This window comes from Ruegeria sp. CE9 (assembly GCF_056537425.1).
Genome location: NZ_JBQFRO010000015.1, coordinates 18,843 through 41,120, shown reverse-complemented (window position 1 = coordinate 41,120; position 22,278 = coordinate 18,843). Strand labels below are relative to the sequence as shown.

Genomic DNA, 22,278 nt, shown 5'->3' with positions numbered 1-22,278 from the left:
CAGGCTAGACAGGTACCACAACCGGAACCCGTGCATATCGCGCGGGCCCGGCAGAGCGCTTACCACAAAATGCTGATATCACTTTCGGTAAGGAAGCCAGTCTCCAACCCGGCGAGATTGATCGCATCAAAGCTATCACCTCCGTTCAGGTCGAGCCAGATCGCCTTGGTATCGGTGTCAAAATAGAGCAGTGGCGTTCCGGGATCGAGGAAGTCGATTGGTACACCAGCACCCGTCTTGAAATTGATTTCTTCAATCACTGCGCCATCCGGGCCAGTGTTAACCCCTGGTCCTGTTCCGATACCAAGCCCTGCAGCGCTCAGCTCGAGCATATCTTCACCGCTGACAAAATCACGAATGATGTCTGGGCTGTCATCGAGGAATTCAAATACGAACGTATCCGCATCCGCGCCACCGAACAACACGTCGATGCCACCGCCACCAACCAAGCGGTCATTGCCTACACCTCCATCCAGCGTGTCGCCATCTTCTCCGCCGAACAGCTCGTCGTCGTCTTCGCCGCCGAACAGAACATCAGAACCATTTCCGCCGAGAAGCACGTCATTGCCGGTTTGGCCAAACATAAAGTCATTGCCGTCGCCGCCAAACAGGTTGTCGTTGCCTTCGCCGCCATCAAGGCTGTCACCGCCGCCTCCACCATAAAGGTTGTCGTCGCCTTCCTGGCCGAACAGCGCGTCGGTGTCGTCCGAATCCAGGTCGGCAGATGAGCCGTAAATGGTATCGTTGCCGAATCCACCAAACAGCCAGTCGACGCCTTCGCCACCCGAAAGAATATCGTCGCCGAAGCCACCATCCAGGCCATCGTTGCCGCTGCCGCCATGCGCCGTGTCGTTGCCTTCACCGCCAAAAATGGCATCACCATCAGCACCGCCATCGATGAAATCGTCGCCGTCACCCGCAACGATCCAGTCGACGCCGGCATCGCCATACAGCGCGTCATTGCCTCCACCGCCGTCGATCCCGTCATCACCATCTTCACCATTGATCGTATCATTTCCGATGCCGCCAAACAGCGCGTCGCCGCCGTTGCCGCCGGTCAGGCTGTCATCGCCTTCGCGGCCAAACAGCCAGTCGACGCCTTCGCCGCCATCCAACGTGTCATTACCCAGACCGCCGTCCAGGCCATCGCCACCATCGCCACCGGAAAGGCTGTCGTTGCCTCCACCGCCGAACAGAGCATCGCTGCCATCGCCCCCTGTCAGTGTATCGAGACCACCATGGCCATAGAGGAAATCGTTGCCGATATTGCCTCTAATGGTGTTGTCTTCTTCGTTGCCTTCGCCGGTAGCACCGTCTTCTGATAGAAAGGTCAAGTTTTCGACATTGTCGAAATCCGCGAGCGATACATCCAGTGCGGTTGTTTCGATCGTGTCGATCCCTTCACCCCCCAACTCGACAACGACGTCGTTTACGTCATCGACCCGATAGGTATCGTGTCCGGTTCCGCCGACAAGCAGATCAGCACCAGCACCACCGTCCAGAACGTCATCGCCACCAAAGCCATAAAGCTCATCAGCACCATCGCCACCGATCAGTTCGTTGTCATCTTCGTTGCCATTCCCGATGGCACCATCCGCCGATTCCAAGACCAGGTTTTCAAAGTTGTCGGCCAGAGTAAACACGCTGGCAGTGGTCACGATGGTGTCGATACCTTGTCCTGCTTCTTCGACCACGATATCGTTGGCATCAATGATATAGGTATCGTCGCCCAATCCACCGAAAAGCCGGTCGGTCCCTTCTCCGCCAATCAGCGTGTCGTTACCAAGTCGACCATGAATACGATCATCACCCGCGCCACCGTTCAGAATGTCGTTGCCGACCATCCCAAACATCAGGTCGTTCTGGCTTGCACCATTGAGCTCAAGTATTTCGACATCTTCCAGATTGGCTCGCATCGAATAGAGACGAGCGTAATAAGAGAAATCACCGACATATGCGCGCGTAAGGTACAGGGTAAAATCTGCATCTTGAGACTGTAGCCAGGTATCAAGATCAATTCCCAAAGCGTCAAAATCGGTGTCGGCGGTGACATCAATGTTCTCGCCATTATGGTTCAGGCGGTAGTTGAAGACTTTCGGTGTCGTGTAGGCATAACGGTAATTTACTTCATTGTCATCCAGGGTAATTCTTACTGTGTCATCACCCTGACCACCGATTAAGTAAAAATTTTGGCGAGACTCTGGATGCCCGTTGTTGGCTTTCGCGACCGTGAAGTCGTCGATAACGATCAGATCGTCACCGGCCCCACCATCGATGAACCCGCCGGAAATGCAGCCTGCGTTGATGATGTCGTTGCCGCCATTTGTTTCGATGTTTACGTCCCCGACTCCAAGGGTAATCGTATCGACATCTTCTCCGCCGCGAAGCCAGTGATCGCCATCAGAGAGAACCAACGCATTAGGTCCGTCACCCAGATGTAGCCAAACCACCTCGACGCCACGAACATTGACGGTACCCAGTGCACCAGCCGATGGCAGGGTTTTGAATTCATCGATACCTTCGATGTTCATGTCCCAGTTAACCGAAACATCCAAGCCCGACAAATCCAAAGCCAAAGCGTCACGCCCTGCCCCACCGTCGACAGATTCTACTTCGTATTGGCCCGTGACAAAAAATAGGTCGTCATTATTACCACCTTGAAAGACATAAGTGTCTTCAGTGTTCAGCACCAATTCTGACGTGTCATCATCCATAACATTCAGAATTACGGGCGATGTCAAATACTCGAAATAATAAAATCGATCCTGAGGACCGCCAATTGGATAGATCGAGTCTACAGTATAAAGGCGGGTATCATCAGGGTTGAATGGGGCAACATCCCGCCACCGGAAGCTTCCCGTTTCCGGATCGACCGAGACAATAACGTCCCCATCGTGATTCAATACATTAGTTTCTAGCGACAGCTTCACGGCGGCCCCCCAGTTTAGGTGAATTCAATTTGATAACCAGAGACAAATGGCCTGAAAATTCAGAGACCGTTGCTCAGCATTGGAACTAGGTACTGGAACTGCGATTCCATATCATCGCGTTGTTTTGTAACACTTTTAATCTTCCTGAACAGAAAAATATGATTTGTTTGGATTATCTTATTTAAGAATTCAGCACTATTGTTTATAGATGACAAATAATACCCCCCACCCGTTTCTCGAGCGGAAATAATGCGCTAAAGCGCCATGATATTTTTACCACCAACTCAATAAATCGGATGGTGCATTCAGGTTAATTCAATTACCGACTTGGGTTTGCACTAGGTCACCGCGCGACTGATTCTGGAAAGAGTCCAAAGGTGCGAACCGAATACAAAATACCCGAATAGTATATACGTAAAAAACGCAGTTATTGTCGGACTACCGGCCATCACCAATATTTTGATCAGAACAAATGCCATACAAGCTGCAGACAATGAAATAATAATTCCAATACAAATACCCGGAATTGCCATTGCCGGATTGGGATAAGATACGGCCCAAACACCTTGACTAAAGATAATCAGAAAAACGATCCACTGCAGAGCCGATTGCGCATAGCTGATCGTGTCCAGCTGGCCATTAATTTTCAAAAGATCTGCCAGACTGCATGCAGCAATAAGCATGAAGTGCATGGCAAAAAATGGGTAGGTGATACTGTCTTTAATAAATCTTTTTAACACTATCCAAAGTGGGGGCAATCCAACCAGAATTAAGGCGGGGAAAGGGGGCGACGACAAGTTTAGCCGGTCTATTTCCGCTATTATCTCTGCGGACAGCGAGGTCAACGCCGCGATGATCTGAACCTGAAGGACCCACCAGATCCACGCCACTAGCGTCAATAGACCGAGCAATGCACCATATTGGAAACCAAAAGCAAGCCATTCGCGACCTTTGCTCGCTGTTACATTATGCCCGGAGAATCCTTCGAGGGTGGCGACGGTGACAATTTCCTCCAATTCCGGATGATTTAAGTTTAGTCGAGAACTGCGTTTTTTGGCTGATCGAACAATTGCCCCATATCCAAGGATCAGAACTGAAATAGATAGATAGAATCCCAAAGCTGCGGCGAAGTTCATGTGCTAGAGCTTTCTTGACGGAAGCGGACGGTTTTATCCCATTTTGGCATATGACCGGCTGCGCGATCATTGAGCAAGTTGATGAACCCGCTCGAAGCAGCCAACATGCTGAGAAAACTTGACAGAAACATCAAAGGCAGGCTTCGCAGAGCACCAACCTGGTTGTCGATATGACAGGCAATTCCCACCTGAAAATAAGGCGCAAAATTACCAAAGCCTGAGAACAGCGCCAGATAACTGATCCCAAGTAAATACCCGCCCAAACCAAGTATATAGGAAGGAAACAGAGCGACCAGCACTAGTGTAAACAGCGCAAGAACTGGAGCGAAGTAGAACAACAATACAATCGCTGCATCCAAACGGTTCAACAGCGGTTTGTCTTTTGCAATAAGGACGGGCAACAGATAGCGCAACATGCAATCATTGTGGCCATAAGCCCAACGACGCACCTGCTTGAAGCGAACGCGCCAGTCTTCGGGGCTTTCTTCATAACACTTCGCATTGGGTAAATATGCGACGGTCATGCCATCCAAAAAAAGCCGATAAGATAGATCAGTGTCCTCGGCCAAAAGATCTGGACGCCAGCCTCCAACTTTTTCCAATGCTGATATCCGAACGGCTCCGCAGGTCCCGCCAAATTGCGGCAGCAGGTTCAGTGATCCCCTCATCCCTTGGTCAACTACATATCCCGAACGACGTTCAAGATCGATTAGTTTTGTCATCAGGTTGCTGTCGGTATTATACGGAACAACCCGACCCATGGTCGCGCCTATGTTGGGATCTTCAAACGGAAGAACCAGTTTTTGTACCAGATTGGGCGGCGGCAAGTAGTCTGCATCAAAGAAAACGGCGACCTCGGAATCCAAGGTTTTCATGATCTCTGTAAGCGCAGCGGGCTTGCCTGGAATTGCGTCGTCGGGGCGATGGATAACCCGAATGCGCGGATCTTCGGCTGCATGCCGGTCAGCAATCTGACCAGTCGCGTCTGATGATCGATCATTAATGACCAGGATCTCCATCCGGTCATTTGGATATGACAACCGTCGCATCGTGCTAATGCTGCCATCAATTACCACTTCCTCATTATGAGCAGGAATAATGATGCTGATCTTCGGCCATATTGCTGGCGTTTCGTATTTGTTCGGCTGCTCGCCGAAAAACCGGAAAGCAACCGAAAACAACACCTGCCGTGCTGAAATCAACAGGGTTAAAAACGCCGAACAATAGACGATTGACGATACCAGAATTTCCATGCTGACCGGCACCAAATCAATTCAGGGTAATCGCCAATCCAAAGTTTACCCCATTCAGGTCGTAAAGTTCTGTATCCACATATTCACCGCGCATGAACAACTCTGACCGATCGCTTAGCTTGTATCCGATACTCGGACGAACCGCCCAAAAATCATTCTCAACTGCGGCACCGACCTGCTGATCGTACGCGATACGCCCGACGCCCAGACCAAGACCGGCATTGAAGCCAGATCTATCAACATAAGTCGCGCCTACAGCGACCTCCCAACCGGTGGTACCGCTGTCCAAAGAACTTGAAACTGAGACATCCGCCTGCTGGACGAAGTAACCTCCGTTAGACATTGGCTTGGTGTAACGAACTGCTTGACCGCGCAGACGCGCCTCTTCTGCGTCGTTGTCATACTTGGAGTATGTCAAACCGCCACGAAGGACCAAACCCAGCTCAGAACCGAAATCTTTCTCCAGCTCTCCGTCAATCGTGTACTCGGGGAAAAAACCCGCTTCACTGTCGGAGCCACCAAGCATGATTTTCCCGCGCAGATTAGGCGCAATTTCACGGGATAAACCCACAGCACCAAAGACAGTGTCCTCTTCATCGCTGGATAGACCTGTCAGGTCAAAGTGCAGGCCCAATCCGTCGTTGCGGAAATAGTTGCCCTGAGCGCCAACATAGTCACGGTCCGATTGGCCCTGATCTAGATCTGACTTACCTAAGAAAAAGACAGTGTTGCCTTCGACAAAACCAGTGTTCTGTGCGCTTGCCGCACAACCAAGCGATGCCAAAACCAGCGCGGAGATCGCGTTTTTCATCTATTGTCCTCGTTTTTATTTGGAGTATTAGGCGAGCGAAGCTAGGTTCAGCTTTGGCTCGATTGACGCTGTAAGTCTTTCCAGCTCATTCAGAATTTTGAACGATGCAGTTCCGTCACCAAACGGATTCATGGGTCGGTCGCGCCCAATTTTTGTATTCTGGTTGTGAATAATGTGGCTTGCATTCTTCACGATATCTTCCGTTTGCGAACCAACCAGCTGTGCCACACCAGCTTCAATCGCCTCACGGCGCTCGGTGTGGTCGCGCATTACCAGAACAGGAGTACCGAAGCTGGGTGCTTCTTCCTGAACCCCGCCAGAATCAGTCATGATCAGTTCAGCACGTTCCATTGCAAACACGAACTTGCGATAGTCCAGAGGATCCGTCAGTTCGACGTTTTCGATACCACTCAGCCGTGCACGAACTTCATCCCCAACTGCTGGGTTGGGGTGCACGGGCAGGATGAAGCAGTGAGATCGAAAACGTTCTGCAAGAACGCCTACTGAATCCGCAATCTGCGCGATCCCGCTGCCGTGGTTTTCACGACGGTGCGCTGTAACAAGTACAGGTTTGCGATTCTTGATCAAAGCTGCAAACCAATTTTGGAATTCCATAAATACTCTTGAATCAGCACGCATGCTTTGGCTGGTTTGCAAGAGAGCGTCGACAACGGTATTACCTGTCACAATAATCTTGTCTGCAGCGATGCCTTCTCTGCTCAGATTTCGTGCTGCCGCTTCGGTAGGGGCGAAATGCAGATCGGCTAGCGGAGCAACGATGCGACGATAGCCCTCTTCGGGCCATGGGCTATTTAGATTTCCAGTACGCAGGCCCGCTTCCACATGCGCAATCTTAATCTGACGCTGAAACGCAGATAGCGCGCCGGCTGCCGTGGTCATTGTGTCCCCGTGGACAAAAACCCAGTCAGGTTTTACCTCTTCAAACGTATCTTTCAGATTGGCCAGAAGACTCGACATCCCAAGCGAAAGATCACCTCCACTCTGAACCGCAGGTAGAGCTGTATTCTCGCTAAGATTGAACATACTTAACGCCTCTTTGGCTAACTGAGGGTGCTGTCCCGAAAGACACGTGAAGTTTTCGACTGATTCTGATGCGTTCAAGGCTGAAATGACAGGTGCCATTTTAATGGCTTCGGGTCTGGTTCCAACAATCGTCAGAACTTTAGTCTTTGAGCGCATTTCTTCTTTCCCGTTATCCTAACCAAAAGCTTTTCGCGATGCGAAAACTGCCGAACCAATGGCCAGAACTCGGATGTATCGACACAAAAATCAGGCGATTCGGCTGACTTTCAAACCAACAGGGCCAAGTGACCCAGTTTACGGTCTGAACAAGACAGTCGATGACTGATGGGGCGATCGTTAGTCGTTAATACTTTGTTAACTCAATATACAATTATTTGATAAATAACGTTGTTTGACTCTTGTTGCTCAAAGACAACACTGATCACACGAAATATTCACGAATAGTTGATCAGCCACTATTTGGCCGCATTTTGCCCCACTTTTCACCCATTTTGCAGTGCTGATATGCCCAGGTGACGCGTTTTCTGTCACAACGCCCATGCGTCCGTCTTGGAAGCATCTAACGGGGTGAAGGTACCAGTTTCCCGCTTCTGCAAACTAGATTTCACAAGAACGGAATTCATTGTGGTCACATATACTCACGATCAAATCGCTGATTTTCTCGTTTACCAAGACAGCGGTCCTGGACGGAAATGGTACCCTGGCAGCGACAACACGGTCACAATCAACTATGACGGTATTCCGGCTGCCGTGCAGCATCTTGTGACTGCTGCGCTGGATGTTTGGTCAGAGATTACAGGATTGGTTTTCCAGCACGCGACGGGCGATGTCGACATCACTTTTGATGACGAGCAGGCCGGGGCTTATGCCAGCTACAATTACTATTTTAACAATACTGGAGCGCCGCGGAAAATTGCATTTGCAAATGTGAATATCAGCAAGGATTGGATAAACAACTATGGCACAGATTACGATAGCTATTCCTATCAAACATACTTGCATGAAATAGGTCATGCCTTGGGCCTTGGGCACGGAGGCAATTATAATGGCGCCGCGACCTATGGTGTCCACAACCACTATGACAATGACAGCTGGCAAGCTACGGTCATGTCATATTTTTCGCAATCCGAAAACACTGCAGTCAACGCCTCGTTTGCGCTGGTTGTGACGCCGATGATCGCCGATATTCTGGCCATGTGGGAACTTTACGGCAATCCACAGAACGTGCGCCTGAATGATACGATTTACGGCGTGAATTCAACCGCGGGCGGTATATATGACGAGTTGCTGGGTTTCGATCGAAGCGTCACTTTCACCATCCTGGACGATGGCGGTATTGACACGATTGATTTCTCGACCGACCACCGCGACCAGCGAGTGGATTTGAACGACGAAACCCACTCAGACGTTCTGGGTCTGCGCGGCAACATGTCGATCATGCGGGACACGATCATCGAAAACTATGTGGCTGGCAGCGGCAATGACGACGTGACCGGCAACGAAGCTGACAACCACCTGCAAGGGCGGGACGGAAACGATATTCTTCGTGGTGGTGCGGGGGCTGATCGCCTTGATGGCGGGGCCGGGACCGATACTCTGATTGGTGGCATTGGAGACGATACCTATGTGATCACTGATCACAGTGACACGATCCAAGAGGCTACTGGTGAAGGCAGTGATACCGTTGAAACCAGTTTCCAAGATTTCAGCCTGGTCGGCCTCGACAACGTCGAGAACCTGACGTTTACCGGCACCTTTGGCGGATTTACAGGCGAAGGCAACACGCTGAATAACGAAATCACCGGCGGAGCCGATAGCGATTTTCTTTATGGTGGTCACGGCGACGATACGCTGAACGGCCTAGACGCAACTGATGCTCTGTTTGGCGGTACTGGCAACGACATCCTGAATGGGGGTCATGGTGACGATGGACTGAACGGCGAAAGTGGCGATGACACATTGAATGGCGGCAGTGGCGTCGACTGGCTGTATGGCGAAGGCGGCAACGATACCCTAAATGGGGGCGCTGATGGTGACGCCCTATTTGGCGGCGACGACAATGACGTCTTGAATGGCGGTGCCGGAGATGACGGCCTTGACGGTGGCTACGGAGCCGACATTCTGCGTGGCCAAGAAGGTGTCGACTGGCTGTATGGCGGGTTCGGCAATGACACGCTCTATGGTGCGAGCGAGATCGAAGACAGTGCCGATACCGACGCCTTGTTTGGTCAGGAAGGCGACGACACGCTTTATGGCGGTGGCGGTGGCGACAGTTTGGATGGCGGCAGCGGCAACGACATTCTGCATGGTCAGGACGGTGTTGACTGGCTGTTCGGCCAAGGCGACGACGACCAGCTTTTTGGTGGATCAGGCGGAGATGTCTTGTTTGGAGGCACGGGCAACGACAGCCTGAACGGTGGTGCCGACGGTGACAGCCTGGACGGCGGCAGCGGCAATGATACGCTGAGTGGTGGCGCCGGCATTGATGTCCTCTTTGGAGGCTCAGGTGCCGACCAGTTCTTGTTCACTGACAAGGATCACGAAGAAGATGTAATCCGCGACTTTGTTTCTGGCGAAGATCAAATAGTCATCAGCATCGGCGGGTTTGGCGGAGATCCAGATCTTTCCGTTTTCCTAGATACTGGGCTTCCGGCGCCAGATGCAATCGCCGGTGCCCCTGCGCTATACTATGAGACTGTAGGCAAAGGTCTTTGGTATTTTTATCCGGATGCCGACAACTCAGGTCAGTTCAGCAAAATTTTCGGGCTCGAAACCGGCGACCTAAGCATCCACGACATGGTTTTTGTTTAAGTCCCGGGGGGCAATCCTCGATATGCGCACGATCCTCACGGACAGAGGAACCCAGTCCGCAGAGCACCTAGAACAGGAATACATTCCATTCTCGACCTACGCGGTTCGAGGTCGACTGTAAATTCGAGGCAACCGAAACAGAACAATTTATCCTTAAACCGGTCCGCCAAATGTATGAGCTGAGCAGCACGAGACGTCTGATATAGATCGTGGCGACATCATCAACGAAGTCTTATTCTGGATGAAGCTGCTCAGAATCTTCAATGGGAGCAGAAATAGAAGTGCATCAGGAAATTTCTCGAGCAAATGGAAAAGCCCTCTGAACAATTGGCGATCGGGCCAAACTTTGTGACCCGTGATACTTTGCGTAACTCGCCCTGCAGATAAAGCCGGATCGCAGTGTACCTAGGCTGGCCTATACGTCACTTTTCGCCTGTACAGAATTGCGGAATGCCGATGGCGGCATCCCAGCAATCTTTAGGAACACACGGTGGAACGCAGGCACATCACTGTATCCAACATAGCTTGCGATTTCCGCGACGCCTTTGGAAGTGTCGGCGAGCAGAGTCTTGGACTGTTCAATACGTAGCCTCTGCATGTAGTCGGTAACGCTGAGACCCGTAGCATTGATAAATTTCCGCTGGAAAGTGCGGGGCGCCAAACCGACTTGTGCGGCAAGGTCGGCAACGCGGTGTTGGTTGCACGCCCCTCTCTCAAGAATTTGTTGCGCGATGAGGATTTTCGCATCGCCATGGTTCACATTAGGACGAAAACGCTGGAACCGCCGCTGGTCGCGCCGCCCCGGGTCTACAACAAAGTGCTGAGCAGTTGCGATCATTGCCGGATGCCCGACGAGGCGCTCGATCACGATCAGTGCCAGATCGATCCAGGCCATCAAACCGCCGACCGTAACAAGATCCGAGTACTCGATCACTAATCGGTCGCTATCGATGTTCAGCTCTGGCCAGGTTCTGCCCAACTCCGTGCCTACGCCCCAATGCGTCGTAACTGGTCGGCCCAGATCAATTCCTGCTGCGGCTACCCAAACCACTCCAACACAAGTCGAACAGATCAGCGTCCCGCTTTGAGCGTTGATTTGAAGCCAATCCACAATCCACCGCGAACTATTTGGATCAGGCATTTGCGCCGCTGGCGGCAAGATCATGACACGGGCCGATTGTGGCTTGTCGCCTTCATCAGTGACGATACGAGGCTCCAGTCCCGCAAAGGTTAACATATCCGACAGGCCGAGAACGGCCGATTGTAGAACCCCAGGATAGGAAAGGATTACAGGCGAAGGTGTCTCAGGCAAAGTTTGGCGCAATCTGCAAAGTTGTTGTCATTCGCGACAATAGTCGAACCACGCTGAGGCTGCCATATCTTAGTCGATAGAAAATGGAGGTCATCATGACTGCGCAAACACTCAAACTTGATGTGGGCGACATCGAAGTAACCGTATTGGACGACGGCAGTTTCACGCTACCGCGAGAGTACTTTATGAATGTACCGGAGGACATTGCCGCCGAGCTACCCGAGACACTGAGCATTGGCGCAAACATTTGGTTCGTTCGTACGGGTGATCGGCGCATTCTAGTGGACACAGGATCGGCCGAGGCTCTGAAACAGATGTTTCCCGAAACGGGTCAGGCCTGGGATGATCTCTTGGGTGAAGATCCAACCGATATTGTGCTGACACATATGCACGCAGATCACATCGGAGGATTTGCCGATGGTTCAGTATTTCCAAACGCAAAGGTTCATGTATCGCGCACGGAATGGGAATTTTGGACGCATCCGGAACTGGCCCAGGCAGTTCCCGAAGACCAGCGTCCAATGATCATGATGATCCAACAGGTCGCCTCGGGCTTCGCAGACAGGGTGGTTCTACACGACGACAACACCGAGCTTGCCTCAGGTGTTACTCTACAACCGCTTGCGGGGCACACCCCCGGTCACATGGGGCTTTGCCTGAATTCTGGTGGCGATACGCTACTGATCATCGGTGATGCAATTATTTCCGAAACCCTGCAGTTCGCAGACCCAGACATCTCATACGCCCTGGACGGCGACGCCTCACAAGCCGTAGCAACCCGAACCGCCCTTTTGAAAGATTGCGCCGAGAAAGAGATTACTATCGCCGCTACACATTTCGGCTTTCCCGGTGTCGGGACCGTTACCAAGGACGATCAGAGGTTTCGCTTCGTTCCGGCATAACACTGGGCTATTTGGGCGAACGGCTAGCAGACCGCCACTTGACCCCTCGTCATGGATTTTGAAATAGACCCTAGATAGCGACCAGATCGCTATCTAGGGTCTTTGCAATGAGTTTTCCTCTGAGTTCCGTTCTCAGAATCAAAACCATTGCATCAGACGGTGGCGACGGTCGAAAGGTTTCACAAAGCTCAGTCCTCTGTTTCCTGAACATAATGGTGGAGCGGTTCAGCTGGGCAGGTTCATTCGGTTGATCTGGCCATGGGATTGCAGAGGATGTGGCGCTCAGCAACCCTATCTTTAACGTCGAAATACGCGGCCAGATCGGCAGAGACTTAGGACGAGCGTGGCCCACAGTTAGAAACATCCCTCTCAACACCGCTGACTCTTTCTGGGCGTCTGCATCGGTGGCCTGATAGCAGAGTGTCGACAGAGTCACTACCGCTTTCAGTGCAATAGTCAGGCATGAGTGTTCAACGATAACCTGCGCTCGCCACAGCCGTAATATTGACAAGGCCACGTGCGGTGATGGAGGGCGTTACAACATGCGCAACTTTGTTCATGCCCATCAAAAGCGGGCCAACAGCTTCGGCGTTCCCGAGTGATTTGAGCGCATTGATCGCGGCGTTGGCCGCATCCACATTCGGAAACACCAGAACGTTGGCGTCATCGCTAAGCCGACCGCATGGTAAGACTCGATCGCGTTCCGACTTGTCGAACGCAAGGTTCAGCCGCATCTCACCTTCGAATTCAAAATCCACATCCTGCCGTGTCAGGATCGCAGCGGCTTCTCGCAGCTTTGTTGTTGTATCCGTCGCATGTGATCCAAAGTTTGCGTGCCCGATCAAGGCGACACGCGGGGTCAGTCCGAATTGTCGAACTTCCTGCGTGGCCATACGACAAATCTCGGCAAGCTCAACGGCGGTGGGGTCAATGTTGATGTAACCGTCGGCGACAAAGATGGTGCGTTGTTCCAGCAAGATCGGCACGAGTGTCGCGAACTGCGAAGGGGAATCCGCATCTTGGAAAACCTGCTTGAGACGCTCAAGGTGCGCTAGATAAGCCCCCGAAGTTCCGCAAATCACTGCGTCGCCATTGCCCTGATGCACATGCATGGCACTGGTCAAAGTATCGCTTGACCTGATCAGCCGCTGCGCAAGCTCAGGAGTAACGCCATCACGGGCCTGCAACGAATGGAACCGGCGGGAATACGGATCGACGACATTTGGATCTGAAGGATCAAGAACCTCGACATCCAAACCAAGCTCGAACTCAAGACCCAATTCGAGAATTTGTTTTGCAATCTCATCCGGCCTGCCTGTCAATATCGGGCGGGCCAAGTTTTCGCGCAGAATTTCATCAACCGCGCGCAGCACCCGGGGGTCCTCTCCTTCGGCAAACACGACGCGTTTTTGCGATTGACGCGCACGCGAAAGAACCGGGCGCATCAGAGGTGCGCTTCGGGTAACAAACCTGGTCAGCTCAGCGCGATAATCATCCAGATCGGCGATCGGTCTCGTTGCAACGCCGGTTTCCATCGCTGCTTTGGCGACTGCAGGCGCAATGGACACAAGTAGTCTGGAATCAAACGGCTTCGGAAGAATATAGTCCGTTCCAAAACTAAGCGTTTGCCCGCCGTAGGCTTGCGCGACTTCATCAGACGCGCCGCGATGCGCCAGATCGGCGATGGCTTTAACACAAGCAACTTTCATGTCCTCATTGATTTCCGTTGCTCCTACATCCAGAGCGCCACGGAAAATGAATGGGAAACACAGCACGTTGTTGACTTGATTGGGATAATCCGTCCGTCCGGTAGCAATGATCGCATCCTGACGTATGGCATGAACCTTTTCGGGACGGATTTCGGGCTCAGGATTCGCCAAAGCCATAATCAAGGGTGCATTCGCCATACGTGCGACCTGATCGGGGCTTAGAACGCGTGGGCCAGAAAGACCCAGAAAAATGTCCGCGCCATCGATAACCTGATCAAGTACCAGTGGCGGGGAATACTGCGCGAAGGCCGCTTTGTGTTTTTCTGTCTCGCGCTCGTTGCACACTAAACCTTCTTTATCCAGCAACCAAATGTTCTCGCGCTGTGCCCCCATGTCCAGCAGTAGGTTCAGACAGGCAATTCCAGCCGCTCCGCCACCAGTTGATACGATTTTGCAGTTGGACAATTCTTTGCCCACCAGTCGCATCGCGTTGTAAACAGCCGCCCCCACGACGATCGCGGTTCCGTGCTGATCGTCGTGAAAAACCGGAATGTTCAACTCTTTCCTCAGCCGCTCTTCGACGACAAAGCATTCTGGGGCCTTGATGTCTTCCAGATTGATGGCCCCAAAGGTCGGACCCAATCTGCGGATCGTGTCTGACAGGATGTCAGGGTCGCTTTCATCGATTTCGATGTCAAAACAATCGATATCCGCAAATGTTTTGAACAGAACAGCCTTGCCCTCCATAACGGGTTTTGAGGCCAGGGCGCCGATATTTCCCAAGCCCAGAACAGCCGATCCGTTCGAGACAACGCCAACAAGATTGCCGCGCGCCGTATACCGCGAGGCATTGGCGTCGTCTTCCACGATAGCCATGCTCGCTTCGGCCACACCAGGGCTGTAGGCCAAAGCCAGATCACGCTGTGAGCTGAGTGGTTTGGTTGCCCGAATGGCCAGTTTTCCGGGTCGCCCCTGACCATGATAGGCAAGGGCATCCGAAGGTTTGGTGTGGGTCTTGGTCAGCATGTCTGAAATCTCCGATCAGTGCGGCACTCTGGACGAGTGCCGCAGCTTATTATTAGTAGGCCACTGATGGCAGCCACGTCGCGATCTGCGGGAACAGGATCACCAAGGCCAACCCGGTCAGCTGCAACAGGATGAAGGGGATAACGCCCTTATAAATGTCCTGCAGCCGAATCTCGGGCGGGCATACACCCTTGAGGTAGAACAGTGAGAAGCCCACCGGCGGTGACAGGAAGCTGGTTTGCAGCGTTACAGCAACAAGGATGACGAACCAGATCAGCTCGGGATTATCCAGGCCATAACCGGGTACGGTCATCTGCATTGCCATGATAATCGGGGCAACCAGTGGCAGGATGATCAGCGTGATCTCGATCCAGTCCAGAACAAAGCCCAGCAGGAACACGATCAGCAGAATGAACAGAATGGTGCCCATCTCACTGAGGCCCATGCCTTCAATGGTTTTCGTAATCAACTCGTCTCCGCCCAACTCGCGCAGAACAAGGGCAAAGCAGGTCGCACCCAGGAAGATGGCAAAGATATAGGCTGTGGTCTTGAACGTGTTTCGCGTGACCTCGAAAAGGTTGCGCCAATTCAGCTTGCCATAGGCCAGTGCCATCAGCGTCGCGCCAGCCGCACCCACGCCGGAGGCCTCGGTCGGAGTGGCGATGCCCGCAAAGATTGAGCCCAGCACAGCAAAGATCAGGGCGACCGGCGGCAGAACTGCCTTGAACATATCCAGGATCGCGGCCCAGTCGACACGCTTGGCGCCTTCGGGCAGCGGAGCGACCTCTTTGTTGATCGTCGAAATGATGACGATGTAGAGGATATAAAGCCCGCCGATGATCAGCCCCGGAAACAGGGCGGCCATGAACAGATCACCTACAGACAGGGCCATCTGGTCCGCCATGATCACCAGCATGATCGAGGGCGGGATCAGAATGCCAAGCGTCCCCGACGACGCGATAACGCCAGCCGCCAGTGTCTTGGAATAGTTCTGCTTCATCATCGCCGGCATCGACAACAGACCCAACAGTACCACCGAGGCACCCACGATGCCGGTTGACGCAGCCAGGATTATACCGATTGCGGTGACAGTGATCGCAAGCCCGCCGCGCATGGTGCCAAACAGGCGTTGCATCGAGGTCATCAGGCGTTGCGCCACACCGGATTCGTCCAGCATCAGCCCCATGAAGATAAACATCGGCAGGGCCACCAGAACGGCATTCGACATGGTCGCATAGACCCGGTTCACCACCGCACCCAGCGTCAGATAGTCGAGGCCGGTAAATGTGCTTTCCATCCCTGTCCAGAGCAGCAGGTCATTGTCGCCCATATAGGCCACACCGGTGAACAGAACGCCGACACCCGCAAGCACCCAGGCCACAGGGTACCCCGAGAACAGAAGGGCCACGAAGGTCATGAACATGATGATGACAAGCGTGTCTTCGGGCGTTTCTACCAATTGGATCAGGCCAAAGGTAACGGTCGCAAAGATGGCCCACATCACCATCAGCTTGATCAGACCCGAGCTTCCGGCGCGCTCGTCCGCGTTCGTTATCAGCATGTATCCGTCGTGGATCAGGCGAGCGATGGCTGCCATTGCGACCAGTACAAAGCTGATCATGATAACAGATTTCAGGGCCCAGCGAGCGGGCAAACCGGTCGGGCTGTCCGAGCGTTCATTGACCCGGTAGCTGTCGTGAAAATAGTCGTAACCCTGATCGATCATTAGCCAGCAGAAAGGCAGCAGCAAAATAAAGATACCCAGCATCTCGACCACACGCTTGGCGCGGTGCGAAAACCCAAGACGCAGAATATCGACGCGCACATGCGCATCATGGGTCAGGGCATAGGACATGCCGATCATGGTGGTCAGGGCATAAAGATGCCACTGCAACTCATCCAGTTTCGGGAAATTCAGGTCAAAGGCATACCGCATCCCGACCTGTGTAACGATGGCCAGAACCAGCGCGACATTGGCCCACATAACCACATGCCCAACGCCCGAGACAACGTCATCCAGCCGGGCCGAGAGTCCGGGTTGTCTGCGGTCATCACCCTCAACCTCATCCCAATGCGGGTCGACATGCTTGTTCAGCTTGGTTTCAAAACTATCGCTCATCATCTCTTTTCCCCTGATCCGGGGCCCCTCCCTTTGGGGCGATTGAAGGGTCCGGAACCTTCGTCACCGGACCCAACGCTTGCTTTATTGGCGTGGTAGAAACGCGTGTGATTTCCACAGTGCGTAGCCGTCGCTGAATTCGCTCAGATTGCCGTAGACCTTGGCAAAGAACTCATTGTTGGCGGCTTCTTCCTCGGCGACCTCCTCCCAGGTCGTGCGGAAGATATCCAGCATCTCGGGGGTCCAATCGACGATGGTCACGCCGTTTTCCTCGACATTGCGCTGCATGGCGGTGAACTGGATCGCCTCACCTTCGGCAAAGCTTTCAGTCATTTGAGCGCGGCATGTCAGCTCGATCTGCGCCTGCAATTGCGGGTTCAGCTCGTTCCACTCATCCTTGTTGATCAGAAGCTCAAAGATGGTCGCCTGCTGGTGCCAGCCAGGGAAATAGTTGTATTTCACCAGCTTGTCGAAACCCAGACGCTGATCGATGGCAGGCATCGAGAATTCGGTCGCATCGATCGCGCCCTTTTCCAGCGCCGGGAAAATCTCACCACCCGGCAGCAGCGATGTGGCAACGCCCAGTTTCTGCATCACTTTGCCACCAAGGCCAAAGAAGCGCATCTTCAGGCCGTCAAGCTGCTCGACCGAGGTGATCTCTTCCGCGAACCAGCCCGAGGTTTCAGGGGCGATGATCGTGCAGGGGAAGACTTTGACGTTGTATCCGGCCTGGTCATACATTTCCTGATACAGCTCCAGCCCGTCGCCATAGTACATCCATGCCATGTACTCACCCGCTTCGGGGCCAAAGGGCACGGCCGAGAACAGCGGTGCAGCGGGGATCTTGCCCGCCCAGTAACCAGCGGTGGCAAAGCCCGAGTTGATTTTGCCCGATGACACGGCGTCGAGAATTTCAAATGGCGGAACAAGTTTGCCGGGCTCATAGACCTTCATCTTGATCGAGCCGCCGGACACGCTGTCCAGATCCTCGGCCACGCGCACGATAGGGGTGCCAAGACCGGGCAGTTCGGTCGAAAAGGCAACCGGTGTTTTCAGCAAAATCTTGTCAGCGGCCAGCGCCGGTGCGGCAGCCAGCGCTGCTGCTGCGGTCAGGGTTGCTAGGGTTTTCATGTCTGTTTCCTCCTGTTGGACATGTTGCGTTTGCTCGGATCGAGCAGTTGGATCAGGCGCAGGTACGCGCCGCTCTTCGGGGTGGTTCCTCGGGCAACTTGAAACCTTTGGGGGCTACGCGTTGCGTGGGTTCGGTCAGGGCGCGCGGTTTGGGGCCGCCTGTCGCCCAGTCCAGCATCTCGACCGTGTGGACAATCGGGATGTCTGTGGCGGACCCGATCTGCATCATGCAGCCGATGTTTCCGGCGACGATGACTTCGGGGTTTTTGGCCTCAAGCGTCTGGACCTTGCGCGCTCTCAATTCGGCTGAAATCTCGGGCTGCATCAGATTGTAAGTGCCTGCCGAGCCACAGCAGAGATGGCTGTCTTGCGGCTCAGACACTTCGAAACCGGCCTGTTTCAGCAAGGTCTTGGGGTGGGTCTTGATCTGCTGGCCATGCTGCAGAGAGCACGCCGCATGATACGCCACGTGCATCGGCTCGGCCTGAACCGGGTCAATCAGGTCCAGCTCGGTCATCACCTCAGAGATATCGCGAGCAATGGCAGCGACACGCGTTGCGTCTTCGGCCAAATCAGTTCCGGCGAACATGTGGCCATAGTCTTTGACAGTGGTGCCACAGCCGCTGGTGTTGATGACAATCGCGTCGAGCCCGCCTGCATCCATCTCAGCTGCCCAGGCGCGAATGTTTTTCGCCGCCGTCGCGTGGCTTTCCCTGGACTTACCCATGTGATGCGTCAGGGCCCCGCAGCAGCCCGCGCCCTCGGCCACCACCACGTCACAGCCATGCCGGGTCAAAAGGCGAATTGTGGCGTCGTTGATGTCGGTATTCAGCGCTTTCTGCGCACAGCCTGTCATCAATGCGACGCGTTTGCGGCGCGGCCCGCCAGCGGCAAAGGTCTGCGGATCGTCATTTCGGCTGACCGGCGGAATGACCTTTGGGGCCATCTCCAGCATGGCCCGCAAGCGGGCATCAGGTACAAGCTTGCGAAAGGGATACGCGATCTTGGCACCCAGCAAGGCCAAGCGGAACCGCGTTGGGTAAGGCAGGATACGCGCCAGAACCCAGCGCAACAGGCGGTCATCCCAGCTGCGTTTGCAGTTTTGTTCGATATACGCGCGCGCATGGTCGACAAGGTGCATATAGTGCACACCCGAAGGGCACGTCGTCATACATGCAAGGCAAGACAGGCAACGGTCGATATGCGCGACGGTTTTTTCGTCCGGCACACGCTCGTTCTCAAGCATGTCCTTGATCAGGTAAATACGTCCACGCGGGCTGTCGAGCTCATCCCCCAGCACCTGAAAAGTCGGGCAGGTGGCAGTGCAAAACCCGCAATGTACGCAGGACCGAAGGATATCGTTTGACCGCTGTGTGTCACGGTCCGTCAGCTGTTCGGGGGTGAAATTGGTTTGCATGGTTTCCTCCCGTTCACGCCGCCATCAGGCCAGGGTTCAACAGGCCGTCGGGATCGAACTGGTGGCGCAACTGGTCCGAGATCTGACGCAGACGCGGATGTTGCGGCTGAAAGACCGGAATGCTGCGACGCAGATCGGTGCTGCCACGGATCAACGTCGCGTAACCATTGCCATCAGGGATCAGGTTGCGGAGCGTTTCAGCCTGCGTTGGCGCGTCAGATGGCACTGCCAGCCAAACCAGTGCACCGCCCTGATCCATCATTGCCTGCGCGCCAAGCGCGTCGCGCGCCGCCGCTATGACCAGTGGCGCATCGGTTGGTTTCACAGACAGTTTCCAAACTGTGTCTTGTGTGCTGGAAAACAGGTGAACATCACGGATCGCTGTCCATAGCGACGCGTGCACCGCCCCCTCCAGAACCGAGCCGCCGCCCAGCAAGGACTGTAGCCCGGCCAAGCGGTAGTCGACCTGCGTTGACAGCCCTTCGACCCGCAGCATCGCGGTTCCGTTCTGCCACGCAGCGCCCGATACTTCGTAAGGGGTCTTCAAAGCCCGACAGAAAAGTTGGACCGCCTCGGCCTCGGTCACGCTTTCGAATTGCAGAGTTGTGGCCCGTTCCGGACGCGGCAAGACCTTTAGCGCGACCTCGGTCAGGATGCCCAGCGTGCCAAAGGCTCCGCAGGCAAGCTTGGTCAGATCCAGCCCGGTGACATTCTTCATGACCCGGCCGCCATTGGCGATAACCCGGCCCTGACCGTCAACAAAACGCACGCCCAGCAGAAAGTCGCGGCACGCGCCGCTGACAAAGCGACGGGGCCCCGAGATGTTGCAGGCCACCACTCCGCCAATGGTCGAGCTGCCGGTCGTGCCTAGCAAAGCGCGATGATCCATCGGCTCAAAGGCCAGCATCTGACCTTCGGCATCCAGTGCGGCCTCAATTTCGGACAGAGGTGTGCCGGCCCGTGCCTCAAGCGTCAGTGAGCCGGGCTCGTACCGGGTGATGCCAGACAGGCCCGAGATGTCCAGGGCTTGCGCGACCTCGCCCGGGCTGCCGATCTGGCTGCGGGTTCCACCTGCGATGATCCGCAGGCGGGTACCTTTTTCCCGTGCTTCAAGCACAGCTTCCCGGATCGCCGACTCGGTGGTCGGCGTTGCAAAACCGGTCATGGTCTTTCCTCCTCCTGCTCTGTGGTCAGAGCGTCATTTCAGCCCGTCAGGCGGTGCAGCTCCTCCGATCCGCGCTCAGGTCCAACGGAAAAACTTTGGTCGGGTTCAGCAGCCATTCAGGATCGAATACGTCCTTCACCTGCATCTGTGCTTCCAGATCGGCCTCGCTGAATTGGTAGGTCATTAGATCGCGTTTCTCGATGCCCACGCCGTGTTCGCCGGTCAGGCATCCGCCCACATCGACACAGGCGCGCAGGATATCGAAGCCGAACGCTTCGGCCTTTTCCAGATCCCCTGGCTTGTTGGCATCAAACAGGATCAGCGGATGCATGTTGCCATCACCGGCGTGAAAGACATTGGCAACGTCCAGGCCGTGCTGCTTGCTTAACTCACTGATGCGCTTCAGAGTTTGGGGCAATGCCGATACAGGCACCGTTCCATCCAGGCACATATAGTCGTTGATCTGCCCCATCGCACCAAAGGCGGACTTGCGACCTTTCCAGATCAGCGCGCTTTCCTCGGTGCTTTGGCTGCGGCGCAGTTCGACCGGCTTCAGCTTTTGTGCGATGTCGCTGATCTTGGACAGCTGTTCGTCGATTTCAGTTTCCGAACCCTCGACCTCGACGATCAACAAGGCCTCGCACATCGGGTAGCCGGCCTTGGCAAAATTTTCGACCACGCGAATACACGGGCGATCCATGTATTCTATGGCTACCGGCAGAACACCCGCCTTGATGATATTGCCGACGCATTCCCCTGCCGTCTCGGCATCGTCAAATCCGATCAGAATAGGGCGCGCCCCTTCGGGTTTGGGCAGGATACGCAATGTGGCCTCGGTTACGATGCCCAACTGACCTTCCGAGCCGCAGATCAGGCCCAGAAGGTCCAAACCCTGCGCGTCCATCGCTGGACCACCGATCTCGACAATCTCGCCATCGGTCATGACCATCTTGACACCAAGAAGGTTGTTGGTGGTCACGCCGTATTTCAGACAATGCGCCCCGCCGGAATTCATCGCAATGTTGCCTGCAATCGCACAGGCCAACTGAGACGATGGGTCGGGCGCATAAAAGAACCCATCTTCTTCAACCTGGCCTGTCACTGACAGGTTCGTAACGCCGGTCTGAACCCGGATGAAACGATTATCATAGTCGATCTCCAGCACATCCTTGAGGCGCGCTGTGCCAAGGATCACGCTGTCGGCTGTTGGCAAGGACCCACCGGCCAGCGATGTGCCTGCTCCGCGCGGGACGACCGCAACGCCAAGATCATGACAGACCTTCATTGCTGCTGCGCATTCTTCGGTGGTGCGCGGCAAGACAACGGCTAGTGGCGGGCAGCGATAGGCGGTCAGAGCATCGCACTCATATGCACGGGTCTCATGCTCATCGCTGATCACGCTGTCCGACGGCAATACGTCAGTCAGTGCGGCGACAATGGCCGACTTGCGGTTCAGGACGTCCTGGTCCGGTTGGGGCATTGCGATGCTTGACATGGTATCCTCCCTTGCGC

Annotated in this window: 14 protein-coding genes; 2 read left to right on the top strand and 12 right to left on the bottom strand. The window is 54.3% G+C overall.

Going from position 1 to position 22,278, the window contains the following annotated elements; genetic code table 11:
- Positions 1-59 precede the first annotated feature (59 nt).
- From ACR0B3_RS21515 to wecB, 5 genes are all read right to left on the bottom strand, one after another.
- Positions 60-2,930 (bottom strand): calcium-binding protein, encoded by a 2,871-nt coding sequence (locus tag ACR0B3_RS21515; RefSeq protein WP_480810844.1) that lies wholly within the window; start codon positions 2,928-2,930, stop codon positions 60-62.
- Positions 2,931-3,268: 338 nt separating this feature from the next.
- Positions 3,269-4,066 (bottom strand): hypothetical protein, encoded by a 798-nt coding sequence (locus tag ACR0B3_RS21510; RefSeq protein WP_480810843.1) that lies wholly within the window; start codon positions 4,064-4,066, stop codon positions 3,269-3,271.
- Positions 4,063-5,319 carry a glycosyltransferase family 2 protein gene (locus ACR0B3_RS21505; protein ID WP_480810842.1) on the bottom strand — a complete coding sequence of 419 codons (1,257 nt, stop codon included), beginning with the start codon at positions 5,317-5,319 and terminating at the stop codon, positions 4,063-4,065. The genes ACR0B3_RS21510 and ACR0B3_RS21505 overlap by 4 nt, the downstream gene beginning before the upstream one ends.
- A 16-nt stretch (positions 5,320-5,335) precedes the next feature.
- Positions 5,336-6,130 carry a YaiO family outer membrane beta-barrel protein gene (locus tag ACR0B3_RS21500; protein ID WP_480810841.1) on the bottom strand — a complete coding sequence of 265 codons (795 nt, stop codon included), beginning with the start codon at positions 6,128-6,130 and terminating at the stop codon, positions 5,336-5,338.
- 27 nt (positions 6,131-6,157) lie between these two features.
- Complete coding sequence (gene wecB, locus ACR0B3_RS21495; RefSeq protein WP_480810840.1) at positions 6,158-7,330, bottom strand: non-hydrolyzing UDP-N-acetylglucosamine 2-epimerase; 1,173 nt, start codon at positions 7,328-7,330, stop codon at positions 6,158-6,160.
- Positions 7,331-7,798: 468 nt separating this feature from the next.
- On the opposite strand from wecB, the gene ACR0B3_RS21490 reads away from it, so the two are divergent.
- Entirely contained in the window at positions 7,799-9,985 is a 2,187-nt protein-coding gene (locus ACR0B3_RS21490) for a M10 family metallopeptidase C-terminal domain-containing protein (protein WP_480810839.1), read from the top strand.
- A 415-nt stretch (positions 9,986-10,400) separates the two neighbouring features.
- Here the strand turns inward: ACR0B3_RS21490 and ACR0B3_RS21485 are convergent, their stop codons facing one another.
- A complete protein-coding gene (locus ACR0B3_RS21485; protein ID WP_480810838.1) occupies positions 10,401-11,222 on the bottom strand; it encodes a GlxA family transcriptional regulator in 822 nt (273 codons plus the stop codon).
- Positions 11,223-11,392: 170 nt separating this feature from the next.
- On the opposite strand from ACR0B3_RS21485, the gene ACR0B3_RS21480 reads away from it, so the two are divergent.
- Complete coding sequence (locus ACR0B3_RS21480) at positions 11,393-12,199, top strand: MBL fold metallo-hydrolase (protein ID WP_480810837.1); 807 nt, start codon at positions 11,393-11,395, stop codon at positions 12,197-12,199.
- Positions 12,200-12,669: 470 nt separating this feature from the next.
- Here ACR0B3_RS21480 and ACR0B3_RS21475 read toward each other — a convergent pair whose 3' ends face one another.
- The 6 genes from ACR0B3_RS21475 to ACR0B3_RS21450 form a co-directional block, all read right to left on the bottom strand.
- Positions 12,670-14,934: an NADP-dependent malic enzyme gene (locus tag ACR0B3_RS21475; RefSeq protein ID WP_480810836.1), complete on the bottom strand. Its 2,265-nt coding sequence runs from the start codon at positions 14,932-14,934 to the stop codon at positions 12,670-12,672.
- A gap of 52 nt (positions 14,935-14,986) precedes the next feature.
- Positions 14,987-17,053, bottom strand: a complete 2,067-nt coding sequence (locus tag ACR0B3_RS21470) for a TRAP transporter large permease subunit (RefSeq protein WP_480810835.1) — start codon at positions 17,051-17,053, stop codon at positions 14,987-14,989.
- 84 nt (positions 17,054-17,137) lie between these two features.
- Positions 17,138-18,184, bottom strand: a complete 1,047-nt coding sequence (locus ACR0B3_RS21465; RefSeq protein WP_480810834.1) for a TRAP transporter substrate-binding protein — start codon at positions 18,182-18,184, stop codon at positions 17,138-17,140.
- A gap of 52 nt (positions 18,185-18,236) precedes the next feature.
- Entirely contained in the window at positions 18,237-19,601 is a 1,365-nt protein-coding gene (gene glcF / locus ACR0B3_RS21460) for a glycolate oxidase subunit GlcF (RefSeq protein WP_480810833.1), read from the bottom strand.
- A 13-nt stretch (positions 19,602-19,614) separates the two neighbouring features.
- Complete coding sequence (gene glcE / locus ACR0B3_RS21455; RefSeq protein ID WP_480810832.1) at positions 19,615-20,766, bottom strand: glycolate oxidase subunit GlcE; 1,152 nt, start codon at positions 20,764-20,766, stop codon at positions 19,615-19,617.
- 46 nt (positions 20,767-20,812) lie between these two features.
- Entirely contained in the window at positions 20,813-22,252 is a 1,440-nt protein-coding gene (locus tag ACR0B3_RS21450) for an FAD-linked oxidase C-terminal domain-containing protein (RefSeq protein WP_480810927.1), read from the bottom strand.
- Between the last annotated feature and the right edge of the window lie 26 nt (positions 22,253-22,278).

Excerpts from the sequence above, each read along its gene's own strand:
- ACR0B3_RS21510 (WP_480810843.1), bottom strand. The coding sequence starts at position 4,066 with ATGAACTTCGCCGCAGCTTTGGGATTCTATCTATCTATTTCAGTTCTG.
- ACR0B3_RS21480 (WP_480810837.1), top strand. The coding sequence starts at position 11,393 with ATGACTGCGCAAACACTCAAACTTGATGTGGGCGACATCGAAGTAACC.
- ACR0B3_RS21485 (WP_480810838.1), bottom strand. The coding sequence starts at position 11,222 with ATGTTAACCTTTGCGGGACTGGAGCCTCGTATCGTCACTGATGAAGGC.
- ACR0B3_RS21505 (WP_480810842.1), bottom strand. The coding sequence starts at position 5,319 with ATGGAAATTCTGGTATCGTCAATCGTCTATTGTTCGGCGTTTTTAACC.
- ACR0B3_RS21470 (WP_480810835.1), bottom strand. The coding sequence starts at position 17,053 with ATGAGCGATAGTTTTGAAACCAAGCTGAACAAGCATGTCGACCCGCAT.
- wecB (WP_480810840.1), bottom strand. The coding sequence starts at position 7,330 with ATGCGCTCAAAGACTAAAGTTCTGACGATTGTTGGAACCAGACCCGAA.
- glcF (WP_480810833.1), bottom strand. The coding sequence starts at position 19,601 with ATGCAAACCAATTTCACCCCCGAACAGCTGACGGACCGTGACACACAG.
- ACR0B3_RS21500 (WP_480810841.1), bottom strand. The coding sequence starts at position 6,130 with ATGAAAAACGCGATCTCCGCGCTGGTTTTGGCATCGCTTGGTTGTGCG.
- glcE (WP_480810832.1), bottom strand. The coding sequence starts at position 20,766 with ATGACCGGTTTTGCAACGCCGACCACCGAGTCGGCGATCCGGGAAGCT.
- ACR0B3_RS21465 (WP_480810834.1), bottom strand. The coding sequence starts at position 18,184 with ATGAAAACCCTAGCAACCCTGACCGCAGCAGCAGCGCTGGCTGCCGCA.
- ACR0B3_RS21475 (WP_480810836.1), bottom strand. The coding sequence starts at position 14,934 with ATGCTGACCAAGACCCACACCAAACCTTCGGATGCCCTTGCCTATCAT.